Annotated in this window: 13 protein-coding genes; 9 read left to right on the top strand and 4 right to left on the bottom strand. The window is 66.6% G+C overall.

From position 1 onward, the window contains the following. The first annotated feature begins 148 nt into the window (after nucleotides 1–148). Both AC3FNH_RS11850 and AC3FNH_RS11845 read left to right on the top strand, forming a co-directional pair. Nucleotides 149–784: a TetR/AcrR family transcriptional regulator gene (locus AC3FNH_RS11850; RefSeq protein ID WP_276098615.1), complete on the top strand. Its 636-nt coding sequence runs from the start codon at nucleotides 149–151 to the stop codon at nucleotides 782–784. Nucleotides 785–955: 171 nt separating this feature from the next. Then, entirely contained in the window at nucleotides 956–2638 is a 1683-nt protein-coding gene (locus AC3FNH_RS11845) for a long-chain fatty acid--CoA ligase (RefSeq protein WP_488720174.1), read from the top strand. 81 nt (nucleotides 2639–2719) lie between these two features. On the opposite strand, the gene AC3FNH_RS11840 is transcribed toward AC3FNH_RS11845, so the two are convergent. The 4 genes from AC3FNH_RS11840 to AC3FNH_RS11825 all read right to left on the bottom strand — a co-directional run bounded on the left by AC3FNH_RS11840 (nucleotide 2720) and on the right by AC3FNH_RS11825 (nucleotide 6095). Next, nucleotides 2720–3169: a hypothetical protein gene (locus AC3FNH_RS11840; RefSeq protein WP_276098613.1), complete on the bottom strand. Its 450-nt coding sequence runs from the start codon at nucleotides 3167–3169 to the stop codon at nucleotides 2720–2722. Further along, the gene (locus AC3FNH_RS11835; protein WP_276098612.1) at nucleotides 3166–3669 is read right to left on the bottom strand and encodes a MarR family winged helix-turn-helix transcriptional regulator; all 504 of its coding nucleotides are present in this window, start codon (nucleotides 3667–3669) and stop codon (nucleotides 3166–3168) included. The genes AC3FNH_RS11840 and AC3FNH_RS11835 overlap by 4 nt, the downstream gene beginning before the upstream one ends. Before the next feature lie 99 nt (nucleotides 3670–3768). Continuing rightward, nucleotides 3769–4770, bottom strand: a complete 1002-nt coding sequence (locus AC3FNH_RS11830; protein ID WP_488720173.1) for a Bug family tripartite tricarboxylate transporter substrate binding protein — start codon at nucleotides 4768–4770, stop codon at nucleotides 3769–3771. A gap of 161 nt (nucleotides 4771–4931) precedes the next feature. Continuing rightward, nucleotides 4932–6095, bottom strand: a complete 1164-nt coding sequence (locus AC3FNH_RS11825) for a porin (protein ID WP_488720172.1) — start codon at nucleotides 6093–6095, stop codon at nucleotides 4932–4934. Between the two features lie 372 nt (nucleotides 6096–6467). Between AC3FNH_RS11825 and coq7 the strand changes: the two genes are divergently transcribed. The 7 genes from coq7 (at nucleotide 6468) to AC3FNH_RS11790 (ending at nucleotide 14047) form a co-directional block, all read left to right on the top strand. After that, on the top strand, nucleotides 6468–7091 hold the full coding sequence (gene coq7, locus AC3FNH_RS11820; protein WP_488720171.1) for a 2-polyprenyl-3-methyl-6-methoxy-1,4-benzoquinone monooxygenase: 624 nt from the start codon (nucleotides 6468–6470) through the stop codon (nucleotides 7089–7091). A 440-nt stretch (nucleotides 7092–7531) separates the two neighbouring features. Further along, nucleotides 7532–7960: a division/cell wall cluster transcriptional repressor MraZ gene (gene mraZ, locus AC3FNH_RS11815; protein ID WP_276098608.1), complete on the top strand. Its 429-nt coding sequence runs from the start codon at nucleotides 7532–7534 to the stop codon at nucleotides 7958–7960. 7 nt (nucleotides 7961–7967) lie between these two features. After that, a complete protein-coding gene (gene rsmH, locus AC3FNH_RS11810) occupies nucleotides 7968–8966 on the top strand; it encodes a 16S rRNA (cytosine(1402)-N(4))-methyltransferase RsmH (RefSeq protein WP_276098607.1) in 999 nt (332 codons plus the stop codon). Continuing rightward, the gene (gene ftsL / locus AC3FNH_RS11805; RefSeq protein ID WP_276098606.1) at nucleotides 8963–9292 is read left to right on the top strand and encodes a cell division protein FtsL; all 330 of its coding nucleotides are present in this window, start codon (nucleotides 8963–8965) and stop codon (nucleotides 9290–9292) included. The genes rsmH and ftsL overlap by 4 nt, the downstream gene beginning before the upstream one ends. Beyond that, complete coding sequence (locus tag AC3FNH_RS11800) at nucleotides 9289–11091, top strand: peptidoglycan D,D-transpeptidase FtsI family protein (protein ID WP_276098605.1); 1803 nt, start codon at nucleotides 9289–9291, stop codon at nucleotides 11089–11091. Before ftsL ends, AC3FNH_RS11800 begins: the two co-directional genes overlap by 4 nt. Beyond that, nucleotides 11088–12650, top strand: coding sequence for a UDP-N-acetylmuramoyl-L-alanyl-D-glutamate--2,6-diaminopimelate ligase (locus AC3FNH_RS11795; protein ID WP_488720193.1), 1563 nt, complete (start codon nucleotides 11088–11090; stop codon nucleotides 12648–12650). Before AC3FNH_RS11800 ends, AC3FNH_RS11795 begins: the two co-directional genes overlap by 4 nt. Then, nucleotides 12647–14047: a UDP-N-acetylmuramoyl-tripeptide--D-alanyl-D-alanine ligase gene (locus tag AC3FNH_RS11790; protein WP_488720170.1), complete on the top strand. Its 1401-nt coding sequence runs from the start codon at nucleotides 12647–12649 to the stop codon at nucleotides 14045–14047. The genes AC3FNH_RS11795 and AC3FNH_RS11790 overlap by 4 nt, the downstream gene beginning before the upstream one ends.

Below are 14047 nucleotides of genomic sequence, written 5' to 3'. Positions count from 1 at the left end.
TGTACCGATGGGTATGATGCTAGGCCGGCTGCGCTCCGGCGTCAATCGGACGAATCCCGTGACGGGCCGTTACGCCCTTGCCGGCCGCGCACGCCATCCCACGGTTGGACGGGATCGCGCGGCCGTGGCGCCATGCGAGAATTGAGCTATGTCGATTGCACCGAAACCCGAAGCGGTGGCCGAGGAAACGCCGGCCCGTCCGCATATCGCCGAGCGCCAGGAAGCCCGCCGCCGCCAGATCCTCGACGCGGCGGCGCAGCTCTTCTACACGAAGGGCTATCCCGGCATGACCATGAACGACCTGTGCCGCGCGCTGGGCGTGACCAAGCCTGCGGTCTACTACTACTTCACCGACAAGTACGAGATCTTCGACATCCTGTGCCGCGAGTCGGCGCAGACCTGCCTGCCCGTGATTCGCGAGACGGCAGATCCGTCGCTGCCGGTGCGGGAACGGCTGCATGCCTGCCTGCTCGAAATGGCGCGTCGCTGCGTTTCGTGCCATGTCGCCGCCACGCTCAGCTTTCGCGACAACCAGTACCTCAAGCCGGAGACCGTGGCCTGGCTCGACAGCATGGCGCGCGACTTCTACCGGGACCTCTACGCTCTGCTCGAAGAAGGCAAGCGCGAGGGTGTGTTCGCGTTCGGCGATGCGCGCGTCACGGCCCATGCGATCGGCAGCGTGGTCGGTTTCATGTACACCTGGCACCAGCCGGGCCGCATGGAGCCCGAAGCGCTCGCGCAGGAACTCGCCGCCAACATGATGAAGCTGGTGCTGCCGGACTGAGCACGGCGGTCTTGGGGTTATCCCGTGGCCGCGACAGCAGCCGTGGCGCATAATCCTCCTGGAGACCGGTCTTCCCCCTGAGGACTTCGTCTAACGTGTTGTTTTCACGCGGGTTGCCGTTTAGCATTCCCGAAAAATCGAACGACCATTCAGAAATCAGGAGACGGTGTCATGGACAGGATTTGGCTGAAACACTACCCGGCTGGCGTACCTGCCGAGATCGATGCCAGCCAGTTTCGCTCGCTTGCGCAACTGCTCGAGCATTCCTTCCGCACCTACGCTGACCGCCGCGCCTTTGTCTGCATGGACAAGGCCATCACCTATGGCGAGCTGGACCGGATGTCCGCGCGCTTCGCCGCGTGGCTGCAGTCGCGCGGCCTGCGTCCCGGCGCGCGCGTGGCGATCATGATGCCGAACGTGCTGCAGTATCCGGTGGTGCTGGCCGCGGTGCTGCGCGCGGGCTTTGTCGTGGTCAACGTCAACCCGCTCTATACCCCGCGCGAACTCGAGTACCAGCTCAAGGACAGCGGTGCCGAGGCCATTGTCATCCTCGAGAACTTTGCCACCACGCTGCAGCATGTGCTTGCGCGCACGCCGGTCAAGCACGTGGTGGTCGCGAGCATGGGCGACCTGCTGGGCGGCCTCAAGGGCGCCATCGTCAATTTCGTGGTGCGCAACGTCAAGAAGATGGTGCCGGAGTGGGAGCTGCCCAATTGCGTGCGCTTCAACGCCGTGCTGGCCGAAGGACGCAGGCTGACGCTGCAGCCGGCCACGACCGGCCCGGACGACGTCGCGTTCCTGCAATACACGGGCGGCACCACCGGCGTCTCCAAGGGCGCGGAGCTGCTGCATCGCAACGTCGTGGCCAACGTGCTGCAGTCCGAAGCCTGGATGCAGCCCGCGTTGAACAAGGGTGCGCCGATCGAGCAGGTGGTCACGATCACCGCGCTGCCGCTGTACCACATCTTCGCGCTGACGGTCTGCTGCCTGCTGGGCATGCGCAAGGGCGGCATGAGCGTGCTGATCCCGAACCCGCGCGACATCCCGGGGTTCATCAAGGAACTGCAGAAGTACAAGTTCCATATGTTCCCGGCGGTCAACACGCTGTACAACGCGCTGATCAACAACCCCGAAATCGGCAAGGTCGATTTCTCGGGCCTGCGCGTGGCCAATGGCGGTGGCATGGCGGTGCAGGAAGCCGTAGCCAAGCAGTGGCTGGCCAAGACCGGGTGCCCGATCATCGAAGGCTACGGACTGTCCGAGACCTCGCCGTCGGCCACCTGCAACCCAACCGACAGCACGGCATTCTCCGGCACCATCGGCCTGCCGCTGCCATCGACCGATATCGCCATCCGCGACGACGACGGCCGCGACGTGCCGCTCGGCCAGCCCGGCGAAATCTGCATCCGCGGCCCGCAGGTGATGGCCGGCTACTGGAACCGGCCGGACGAGACCGCCAAGGTCATGACGGCCGACGGCTTCTTCAAGACCGGAGATATCGGCGTGATGGACGAGCGCGGCTACACCAAGATCGTCGATCGCAAGAAGGACATGATCCTGGTGTCGGGCTTCAACGTCTATCCGAACGAGATCGAAGGCGTGGCGGCTGAATGCCCCGGCGTGCTGGAAGTCGCCGCCGTGGGCGTTCCCGACACGCATTCCGGCGAAGTGGTGAAGCTCTACGTGGTGAAGAAGGACCCGGCGCTCACCGAGAGCGACGTGATCGAGTTCTGCAAGGAGCGGCTGACCGGCTACAAGCGGCCCAAGTACGTCGAGTTCCGCACCGAGCTGCCCAAGACCAACGTGGGCAAGATCTTGCGGCGCGAACTGCGCGATTCCCGCCAGGCGGCCTGATCCCTTACCCGGACCTGCGGCACAGACGGAACGGCCTCCCTCACGTCATTCGGGGAGGCCGTTCTGCTTTGCACGCGCCGTTCAGCACTCGTTCGATGGCGCCAGGCGGGCATCGCCGCCACCATCAGGGTAGATCACCCGCACGCAGGCCCCCGGCTCCAGCCCGGGCGCGGCCGGGGCATTGACCGACGCAATGGTGCCGTCGATGGTGCGTACCTTGTACTGGAACAGGTCGATCTGCTGCGGCGGCGGCCGGTTGAACAGGCGCGAGAGGTCAAACGAGAAGCCGACGCCCACGCCGCCTCCGCCCCCACCGCCGCCTCCCACGGCGCCGACGCCAACGCCGCCATAGCTGCCGTAGCCGGCGCTGCCGTCGGCTACATCGATACGGGTCAGGAAGGTCTTCTCGGTGACGCGGCCGAGCTTGATGGTGGCATTGAGCGGCGTGACCTGCGGCGCTGGCGGCGCCGTATTGCAGCCGGCCAGCGCCGCCAGCAGGGCGGCCAGAATCAGTGTGCGTGTGGTCTTCATGGCGAAGTCAGCCCGGCCTTGAGCCGGCCAAGCAGCCGGAACAGGGCGCGGCGGTCGCTATCGGCCAGGCCCGCGAACAGTTGCTCGATCCAGTCTTCGTGCGCGCGCGCCATGCGGGAAAAGGCCTCGCGGCCGGCCGGCGTGAGCCGGATCAGGTAGGCGCGCCGGTCGGTAGGCAGGGCCTCGCGCGAGACCAGTCCTTCCTCCTGCAGCTGGTCGGTGATGCCGGTGACGTTGCCGCCGGTCACCATCATGCGGCGTGACAGCTCGCCCATCTTGAGGCCTTCCGGATGGCGGTCGAGCTGGGCCATCAGGTCGAAGCGGGGCAGGGTACAGGCGAAGTCCTGGCGCAGCCGGCTGCGGATGTCGGCTTCCACCAGGTTAGTGCACGTCAGCAGGCGCAGCCAAAGGCGCAGCGCCTCGTGGACGGTGTCGCCGGCACGGGTTTCCAGGTCGACCGGGGCGGCATCGGCACTGCCGGCGGCGGAGGGATTGGGCATCTCTATGGCAGGTTGTGCAGTCGGACAGCTGGTTCTGCCGGACTGTCCAGACATTTGATGCCTCAAGTATATGCCGGTTGGACCGTTGGGGCCGCCGTCTCAGTCCACCTTTGCACCGGAGGCCTTGACCACCTGGGCCCACTTGGCCGTTTCGGCCTTGATCAGCGCGGCGAACTGCTCGGGCGTGTTGCCGACCGGTTCCGCCCCTTGTGCCAGCAGGCGCTCGCGCACGGCCGGCGCGCCCAGTGCCTTGGCCACCTCATGCTGCAGGCGGCTGACGATCTCCGGCGGCGTGCCGGCAGGCGCCAGCAGGCCAAACCATGAGCTCGCTTCGTAGGTCGGCAGGTTCGCGGCGGCTGCGATGGTCGGCACGTCGGGCAGTGCCGGCGACGGCTTCGCGCTGGTCACGGCCAGCGCCTTGAGCTTGCCGGCCTTGATCAGCGCCATGGAGGACGGCAGGTTGTCGAACATGACCTGCATGGTGCCGCCGGCCAGGTCCGTCAGCGCCGGCCCGCTGCCCTTGTACGGGAAGTGGACCATGTAGGTGCGCGTCTGCGTCTTGAACAGCTCGCCCGCCAGGTGAATCGACGTGCCGTTGCCGCTCGATGCCATGTTGAGCTTGCCGGGATTGGCGCGCGCGTAGGCAATCAGGTCGCGCACATTGCTGATCTTGTTCTGCTGGGCGAAGGCCGGGTTGACGACCAGCACGTTGGGCACCGCGGCCACTTCGGTGATCGGCGCGAAATCCTTGATCGGATTGAACGGCAGCTTGCCGTACAGAGACTGGTTGATGCCGTGCGTGCCGACCGTGCCCATCAGCAGCGTGTAGCCGTCGGGTGCCGATTTCGCGACGATGTCCGCGCCGATATTGCCGCCGGCGCCGGGCTTGTTGTCCACCACCATATTCCAGCCCGGCAGCTTCGCCAGCTCGGCCGCCACGGCCCGCGCCAGGATGTCGGTCGTGCCACCGGCCGCGAACGGCACCACGAGCCGGATCGGCTTGTTCGGATAGGGATCGGCCGCGAGGACAGCCTGGCTGAAAAGCGCGGCGAGACCACCGGACAACAGCAGTGCGACGACGTGCCGGCGATTGGTTGGCATGTGGGTCTCCTGAGGGCTCCGGGCGGTCCGGTTGGATGGGTCAGTGCATTGTAGTTGGCACCTCCGTCGACGCCGATGAGGTGATGCCCTATGACCGCGCATGCGCCGTGCCAATGAAAAAAGGCACCCGAAGGTGCCTTTCCTGTTCAAGCGGAATGCGCTCAGAACTTGTGGCGGATACCGATGGCAGCGCCGAACATCGAGCTCTGGCCATTGGCCAGCGCATAGCTGTTGCCAAGGGAAAGGCTGGTGGCGTACGTGGTTGCCAGCGATTCCATCGTGAGGCCGGCGTTCTTGGCGTAGGCCGTGCTCAGGTAGACATCGGTACGCTTGGAGAACGAGTAGCTCGCAATGAAGGCGATCTGCCACGGGTTGGCAACGTGCGTATCGCCGAACAGGTTCTTGAGGTTGTCGTAGTTGTACTCGAGCGTCAGGCCGATAGCCGGGGTGACCTGGTAGTTGGCACCGATCCAGTAGAAGTCGTCACGCTGGATCAGCACGTCTACGTTGTTCTTTTGCTGGCCCCAACGATAGCCGCCCATGATCTTGGCCGGGCCATACGTATAGCTTGCCGCGACCGAAGCCTTCTTGACGGTGCCGTTGCCGGTACCGATGGTCGGATTCCACTGGTCGTAGCCAACGGTCGCGCCGAACGGGCCTGCAGCGTAGGCCACGGCCGCACCGTAGCCCGTGTCGCGCCGGAACGCGCCCGGGACTTCGCCGTTGCCGCCGATCGGCGTTGCCACGCCAACCGTAGCCGGCAAGGCTACGCCAGTCCCGAACGACCAGTGGGCGCCCGCGGTGATCGGACCAAACTTGCCGGTGTACTTGACGGTATTGTCCTCGCGGTAGTTCGGGCCTTGCTGCAGTACGACAGGTTCGTACTGGGTGGCGTAGGCGGTCGGCGAGAAGTTGGCCAGGGCGTCGAACATCGACACGTACTGGCGGCCGAAGGTGAATTGCCCAAAGCTATCGCTTTGCAGACCCACGAAGGACTGGCGACCGAACAGGCGGCCACTTTGCTGGAGACCGCCGCTGTCACTGCTGAAGCCGCTTTCGAGCACGAATACGGCCTTCAGGCCGCCGCCAAGATCTTCCGTGCCGCGCAGGCCCCAGCGTGATCCGGACAGGCCGCCGGCGTCCATGCGGGCAACGGAATGGGCCGGGCCGCGATTGAAGCCGTTGGTTGCAACCGGTACGGCGCCAACGTTGTTGACGTATTCGATGTTGGCGTCCACCACGCCGTAAAGCGTCACGCTCGATTGTGCTTGTGCCGCACCAGCAAACGCGCCCAATGCAGCGAGCGCGATAAGCGATTTTTTCATGCTCAACGATCTCCACTAATGATTGTTATGTGGTCCGCGGGGAAACCTCCTGGGTCTCCAATCCCCACTGCCAAACTTCGTAAGAAGCTGCGAAGCACTGTAACAAACAACCCTTAATTCACTATCCGGTGCCAACCCCTTTGTCTGCTTTTAACAACTCAGGGTTTTTGTGTACTCGTGAGTAAATAGCTAGGCCTGGCATGGGATGGCGGGGATTAGAGGCTTGCTACAATGCGGGTAATCCCGATGCTTTCGCCGATCCGCGGCGGTGGCATGTTGTCCCTGCTTTGGCAGGGTATTGCGGGGCCAGGTCCGGATTTCCGGTATTTGCCTGATCGCCTTTTCCTTTTTCTGGTCTTTTCGCTTTCCCGCATGGACACTTTCATTCGCGAATTCGACATGGCATTGCGTGCCATCGCCGGCGCTACGCGCTCGGGCCGTTCCAACCCGGCTGACCGGCTGGCGCCGGACGATGGGCAGCTCAGTGCGGACGAGCGCCGCCACGTAGCCGGCCTGATGCGCATCAACCATGTCGGCGAGGTCTGCGCACAGGCGCTCTACCAGGCGCAGAAACTCACCGCGCGCAATGGCGAGATCCGCGCCCAGATGGACGCCGCCGCGCGAGAGGAAGAAGACCACCTGGCCTGGTGCGCCGAGCGCCTGCGCGAGCTCGATTCGCGGCCCAGCCTCCTGAATCCGCTGTGGTATGCCGGCGCCTTTGCCATTGGCTTCCTGGCGGGTCGTGCCGGCGACCGCGTCAGCCTGGGCTTTGTCGCCGAGACCGAGCATCAGGTCGAGCAGCACCTGAGCGGCCACCTCGATCGGCTGCCCGCCGCGGACGGGCGTTCGCGCGTCATCCTCGAACAGATGCGCGACGACGAGATCCGTCACGGCGATGCCGCCCGGGCTGCCGGTGGCGTGCCGCTGCCTGCCCCGGTGCGTGGGCTGATGCGCGGCGCCTCGCGCGTGATGACGACTGCCGCGTACCGGATCTGAGTATCTGAGTATCTGAGTATCTGACCATCGGGAACGGGCTTGGAACCAGGGCCGTTCCGGCAGTCATGCCGGCCAAATGTTGTATCCTTCCCCACGGTTGCGGGCCGGTCTTTCCCGCACTGTCGGCAGTCCCTCCCCCGGTAGTTCTCAGGTGGTTTCTCTGCTTTCCTCCCTAAGATCTTCATTTCATTAAGGATTCACGTTGACCGTGGGCTTAGGTGTGCGCGCTAAGTCTTTGTTCTGATTCGAAAATCCTGGTTTGTTGCCCTGCAGCGAGCCTTGACCCGCGAAATTGCTTCCTCTAAAGTGGGAAATAGTGTGAGGAAGTGTATTTTTGTGTGAAATTGAGTCCTGCCCGTGGGATCATCCGCAGGGTCGGGAACTGAGCGATTCACGCATGTGCCGGCAAGCCAGAAGCCGGCCGGGACCGGGGGGCAAGCTTGTTTCAGGGAGCTTCGGCGCTCTCCCTGGATGCCAAGGGGCGGATGTCGATTCCGTCGCGGCACCGGGAAGCGCTGCAACAGCAGGCCGAGGGCCGGGTGACGCTGACCAAGCACCCGGACGGCTGCCTGCTGCTGTTTCCCAGGCCCGAGTGGGAAAATTTCCGGGAACGGATTGCGGCGCTGCCGATGGATGCGCACTGGTGGAAACGCATATTCCTGGGCAACGCCGCCGACGTGGAGATGGACGGCGCAGGCCGCGTGCTGATTGCACCGGAGCTGCGCAGTGCCGCCATGCTCGACAAGGAAGTCATGCTGCTCGGCATGGGCAGCCATTTCGAAGTCTGGGATGCCGCGACATACGCCGCCAAGGAACAGCAGGCGATGGCGCAGGGCATGCCGGAAGCATTGAAGAATTTCTCTTTCTGACGAAGTCATGAGTCCTACCGGATCGCCGGCAACCACCGCCCTGCGCCATCGCACCGTGCTGCTGGACGAGGCCGTCGAGGCCCTGGTCTGGCGGCCGGATGGCGCCTACGTGGATGGCACCTTCGGCAGGGGAGGGCACAGCCGGGCGGTACTGGCCCGGCTGGGGCCAGACGGGGCTCTGGTCGCGTTCGACAAGGACCCAGCAGCAATCGCAGAAGCGGGCACCATCCAGGATGCCCGCTTCTCCATTGAGCACGCGAGCTTTGCAGACATGGGCGAGCGCCTGGCCGGGCGCGGCCATGTGGCTGGCGTGCTGCTCGACCTGGGGATCAGCTCGCCCCAGATCGATGAGGCGGCGAGGGGGTTTTCCTTTCGTTTCGAGGGCCCGCTGGACATGCGCATGGACACCACGCGCGGCATCACTGCCGCCGAGTGGCTCGCGCAGGCGGAAGAGCAGGACATTGCCAGGGTGATACGAGACTATGGGGAAGAACGGTTTGCTGTACAGATTGCAAAGGCGATTGTTGCTCGCCGGCGCGAACCCGGCGATGGGGGACCTCTCGCCACTACTGCCGACCTTGCCGCGCTCGTGGCGAAAGCCGTCAAAACACGCGAGAAGGGTCAGGACCCTGCGACCCGCACCTTTCAGGCTCTACGGATTCACATCAATCAAGAGCTTGAGGACCTCGAAAGAGGGCTGAAGGCCGCCTATGACCTGCTGCAGGTAGGCGGTCGCCTCGTGGTGATCAGCTTCCATTCGCTGGAGGACCGCATCGTCAAGCGGTTCATGGCGGCGCACGCCCGTCCCCAGCAGGATGCCGATCCGGCGCTGCGCCGCGCGCCGCTGCGCGCGGCCGACCTGCCGCAGCCCACGTTGCGCCTGCTGGGCCGCGTCAAGCCCGGCGCCCAGGAGATTGCCGACAACCCGCGCGCGCGCTCGGCCGTGATGCGCGTGGCGGAGAAGCTGGCGCCGGCCGCGCCGGGCCGGGGAGGCATGCCGGCATGAACCGACTGACCTTCTTCCTGCTCGCCGCGCTGATCTTCTGCGCGCTTTCGCTCGTCAGCGCGCAGCACCAGGCGCGCACGCTGTTCGTCGCGCTGGAGCGCGCGCAGTCCGAGGAAAAGCAGCTCGACGTCGACTGGTCGCGGCTTCAGTACCAGCAAAGCGCGCTGGGCAAGAGCGCGCGCATCGCCGAGGCCGCGCGCACCCAGTTGCGCATGGCGCCGGTCATGGCGGGCAGGACCCAGTACCTTTCGGGTATCGCGCTGCCGCAGGCCGCGCCGGCCCCCGCGGCTGGCGCCTCCGCTCCCGCCGGGGAGGAACGCCCATGACCATGGCCCGCAGCGGCGCCGCCTCGCGCAACCGCCCGAACAACTCGCGTCCGCGTACAGGGCAGTTCTCGGCCAGCCCGGTGCTGGGCCTGCGCCTGCCGATGTGGCGCTCCAAGTTCGTCGTGTTCCTGATGTTCGCGGCATTCGTGGCGCTGGCCGTGCGCGCGCTGTGGATCCAGGGTCCCGGCAACCAGTTCTATGAGGCCGAGGGCAAGAAGCGCTTCCAGCGTACGCTGGAGCTGCCGGCCACGCGCGGCAAGATCCTGGACCGCAACGGCCTGGTGCTGGCCACCAGCCTGCCGGTCAAGGCGATCTGGGCCGTGCCCGAAGACGTGCCCAACCAGGTCGAGGCCGCCAAGATCCGCCAGCTCGCGAAGCTGCTCGACATGTCCGAGAAGGACCTGGGCCGCAAGCTGTCGGAAGACAAGAGCTTCGTGTACCTGAAGCGCCAGGTCCAGCCGGACGTGGCGGAGAAGATCGCCGCGCTCAAGATCGAGGGCGTGCACCAGACCCGCGAATACAAGCGCTTCTACCCGGAAGGCGAGGCGATGGCGCACATCGTCGGCTTCACCAACGTCGAGGACCGCGGCCAGGAAGGCGTGGAGCTTGCGCGCGAAGCCGGCCTGGCCGGGCGTGCCGGCGCACGCCAGGTGATCAAGGACCGCCTGGGCCGCGTGGTCGAGGACGTCGGCATCATCAAGACGCCGCGCGACGGCGAGGACATGCAGCTGTCGATCGACGCCAAGATCCAGTACCTGGCCTACAACGAGCTGAAGGCGGTGGTCGAGCGCAGCAAGGCCAAGGCGGCCAGCGCGGTGGTGCTCGACGCCCAGACCGGCGAGGTGCTGGCGCTGGCCAACTGGCCGACCTACAACCCGAACGACCGCACCCGGCTGTCGGGCGAGCAGCTGCGCAACCGCGTGCTGACCGACACCTTCGAGCCTGGCTCGATGATGAAGCCGATCACCATCGGCCTGGCCTTGCAGCTCAAGCGCGTGACGCCGTCGACGGTGGTCGTCACCACCGGCAAGTACAACTTCGAAGGCGCCACCATCACCGACACCCATAACTACGGCGCGCTGACCGTGGGCGGCGTGATCCAGAAGTCGAGCAATATCGGCACGACCAAGATCGCGATGATGATGAAGCCCCAGGAAATGTGGGACATGTTCACCAGCGTCGGCCTCGGGCAGGCGCCCAAGATCGGATTCCCGGGCGCCGTGGCGGGCCGCGTGCGCCCATTCAAGAGCTGGCGCCCGATCGAGCAGGCCACCATGTCCTACGGCTACGGCCTGTCGGTGTCGCTGTTCCAGATGGCGCATGCCTACACGATCTTCGCCCATGACGGCGAAATCATTCCCGTATCAATGTTCCGCACCAGCGGGCCTGTCACCGGCGAGCGCATCCTGACACCGCAGGTCGCCCGCGACGTGCGCGCCATGCTCGAAACCGTGACCGCACCGGGCGGCACCGCGCCGGAGGCTCAGGTGATGGGCTACCGCGTCGGCGGCAAGACCGGTACCGCATACAAGCATGAAGGCCGCGGCTATAACCGCAGCAAGTACCGCGCCTCGTTCATCGGCCTGGCGCCGATGTCGAACCCGCGCGTCATCGTGGCCGTCAGCGTGGACGAGCCGAGCGCCGGCAGCCACTACGGCGGCGCCGTGGCCGGTCCGGTCTTCGCCGCGATCACGGGCGGCACGCTGCGCGCCCTGAACGTCCAGCCCGACTCGCCGATCCGCCAGTTGGTGGTCAGCGACAAGGTACAGGAAAGCGAACCGTGGAGCTCGACGCAATGACGGCCAAGCCGCTGCTCCCGCTCGAAGTCACCGCACAGGCCAGCGATGCGCTGGCCTGGCTGCGTACCACGGTGTCGGCCAACGCGCAGTTGACCGGCGATACGCGCCGGCTGGTGCGTGGCGACGTCTTTGTCGCCTACGTGCTCGGAAACGAACGCCTGGCCACGGACGGCCGCCCGCATATTGCCCAGGCCATTGCCGCCGGCGCTGGCGCCATCCTTTATGAGGCCGATGGCTACGACTGGACCTTCGGCGATACCGTGCCACACCTGGCGCTGGAGAACCTGTACCAGCTGGCCGGCCCGATCGCCGCCGGCTGGCATGGCAATCCCGCACGCGGGCTGGCGGTGACCGGTATTACCGGCACCAATGGCAAGACCTCGTGCAGCCAGTGGCTGGCGCGGCTGCTGCAGGCCGCCTGCACGCCGTGCGCCACCATTGGTACGCTCGGCACCGGCTTCCCGGATGCGCTGCACCCGACCGGATTCACCACGCCCGACGCCGTGCAGCTGCAGGCCAGCCTGGCCAGCCTGCACGACGCCGGCGCGCGTGCCGTGGCGATGGAAGTGTCCTCGCACGGGCTCGAGCAGGAACGCGTGGCCGGCACGCATTTCTCGGTTGCAGTGCTGACCAACCTGACGCAGGACCACCTCGACTACCACGGCACCATGGCCGAGTACGAGGCCGCCAAGGCGCGCCTGTTCCGCTGGGACGGCCTGCGCACCGCCGTGATCAACCGCGACGACGCCATGGGCCGGCGCCTGCTGGCGTCCAATGGCGCGGCCATCCAGGCGCCGCACGTGATCGAGTACGGCATCGACGGCCCGGCGGGCGCGTCGGTCAGCGGCGCGCGCGGGCAGTGGCTGCGCGCGACCGGCGTCCGCGCGACGGCGACCGGCACCGCCTTCCATATCGATGGCAGCTTCGGTAGTGCCGACGTGGCCACGCCGATGATCGGCGCGTTCAACGTCAGCAACCTGCTCGCGGTGCTGGGAGCGGCGCTGGCCAACGGCGTGGCCTGGGATGCCGCGCTGGCCGCACTGCGCACACTCGCGCCCGTGGACGGCCGCATGGAACTGTTCGGCGCCCATGCCGGGCAGGATGGCCCGCTGGCCGTGGTCGACTACGCGCACACGCCTGATGCGCTTGAAAAGACGCTCGAAGCACTGCGCCCGGTTGCCCAGGCGCGCAACGGGCGCCTGTGGTGCGTGTTTGGCTGTGGGGGCGATCGCGATCCGATCAAGCGTCCGCTGATGGGCGCCTTGGCCGAGCGACTGGCCGACGAGATCGTGCTGACCAGCGATAATCCACGCAACGAGGACCCGCAGGACATCCTCGACGCTATCGCCGACGGCATGGCCGATCGCGCGCGCGGGCGCCAGATCGAGGATCGCGCGGCCGCCATTCTTTATGCAATCAAGCACGCGGCCGGAGCCGACGTGGTGCTGGTGGCCGGCAAGGGCCATGAGGCCACGCAGGAGAGCCATGGCCGCAAGCGGCCGTTCTCGGACCGCGAGCATGTACGCCTGGCCCTCGCCGCGCGGGGGGTATCGGCATGAGCCATTCACTGATGACCAGTTTGCAGGAAGCCGCCGGCTGGATCGCCGGCGCGCGTGTTTTGGGCGATGGCACCCGGAGCTTTGCCCGCGTGCATACCGACAGCCGCACGGTCGAGCCGGGCGACCTGTTCGTCGCGCTCAAGGGCGAGCGTTTCGACGCGCATGATTTCATTGCCGACGTGGTGGCGCGCGGCGCCGTTGCCGTGCTGGTGAGCCGCGAGGTCGACGCCGGCGTGCCGGCGATCGTCGCGCCCGACACGCGCATCGCGCTGGGCGAACTCGGCGCCGGCTGGCGCCGGCAGTTCACGCTGCCGGCGGTGGCGGTGACGGGCAGCAACGGCAAGACCACGGTCAAGGAAATGATCGCGGCGATCTTCGCCGCGGCCGTGGGCGAGGACCAGCGCCTGGCGACCGGCGGCAACCTGAACAACGACATCGGCCTGCCGCTGACGGTGCTGCGCCTGCGCGCGTCGCACCAGCTGGCCGTGCTCGAACTCGGCATGAACCATCCGGGCGAGACGGTCTACCTGGCCGGCATTGCCCAGCCGACGGTGGCGGTGATCACTAACGCCCAGCGCGAACATCAGGAATTCATGGTCAGCGTGGAAGCTGTCGCCCACGAGCACGCCGCGGCCATTGCCGCGCTGCCAGCCGATGGCGTGGCCGTGTTTCCGCTCGACGAGGAAAGCGGCGGCCAGCACGCCGCCGTGTGGCGCGAGGCTGCCGGCGCGCGCCGCGTGCTGAGCTTCGGCACCGCGCCCGAGGCCGACGTGCACGCCACCGTCGCACTGGTCGACGGCGTGCAGGTAATGCGGGTGCGCGCGCCGGGCCATGCCTTCGAGGTCTGCCTCGGGCTGCTCGGCACGCACAACGTGCGCAATGCGCTTGCGGCCACCGCGTGCGCGCTGGCCGCCGGCGTGCACGTGCCGGCGATCCAGGAAGGCCTGGCGACGTTCAAGGCGGTCAAGGGCCGCCTGCAGGTCAAGTACACGCCGGGCGGCACCGTGGTGATCGACGACACCTACAACGCCAACCCCGACTCGATGCGCGCCGCGATCGACGTGCTGGCCGGGTTTGCCGCGCCGCGCCTGCTGGTGCTCGGCGACATGGGCGAAGTCGGCGACCAGGGGCCGGCCTTCCACACGGAGATCGGCGCCTATGCGCAGGCGCGCGGCATCGAGGCGCTGTGGGCGACCGGGGAACTGGCGCCGCACGCCGTGCAGGCGTTCGGCGCGCAGGGCAAGCATTTCGGCCGGGCGGAGGATCTCGCCCGGGCGCTGGAGGAAGACGAAGGGGGCATGGTGGCCAGGGCTGGCGCCGTGCTGGTGAAGGGATCGCGCTTCATGCGCATGGAACGGATCGTGGATGCGCTGGTCGCAGACACTTCCGCTCACTAA

Source organism: Cupriavidus sp. 22TCCZM01-5, assembly GCF_057798915.1.
This window is presented reverse-complemented; position numbering and strand designations above follow the sequence as displayed.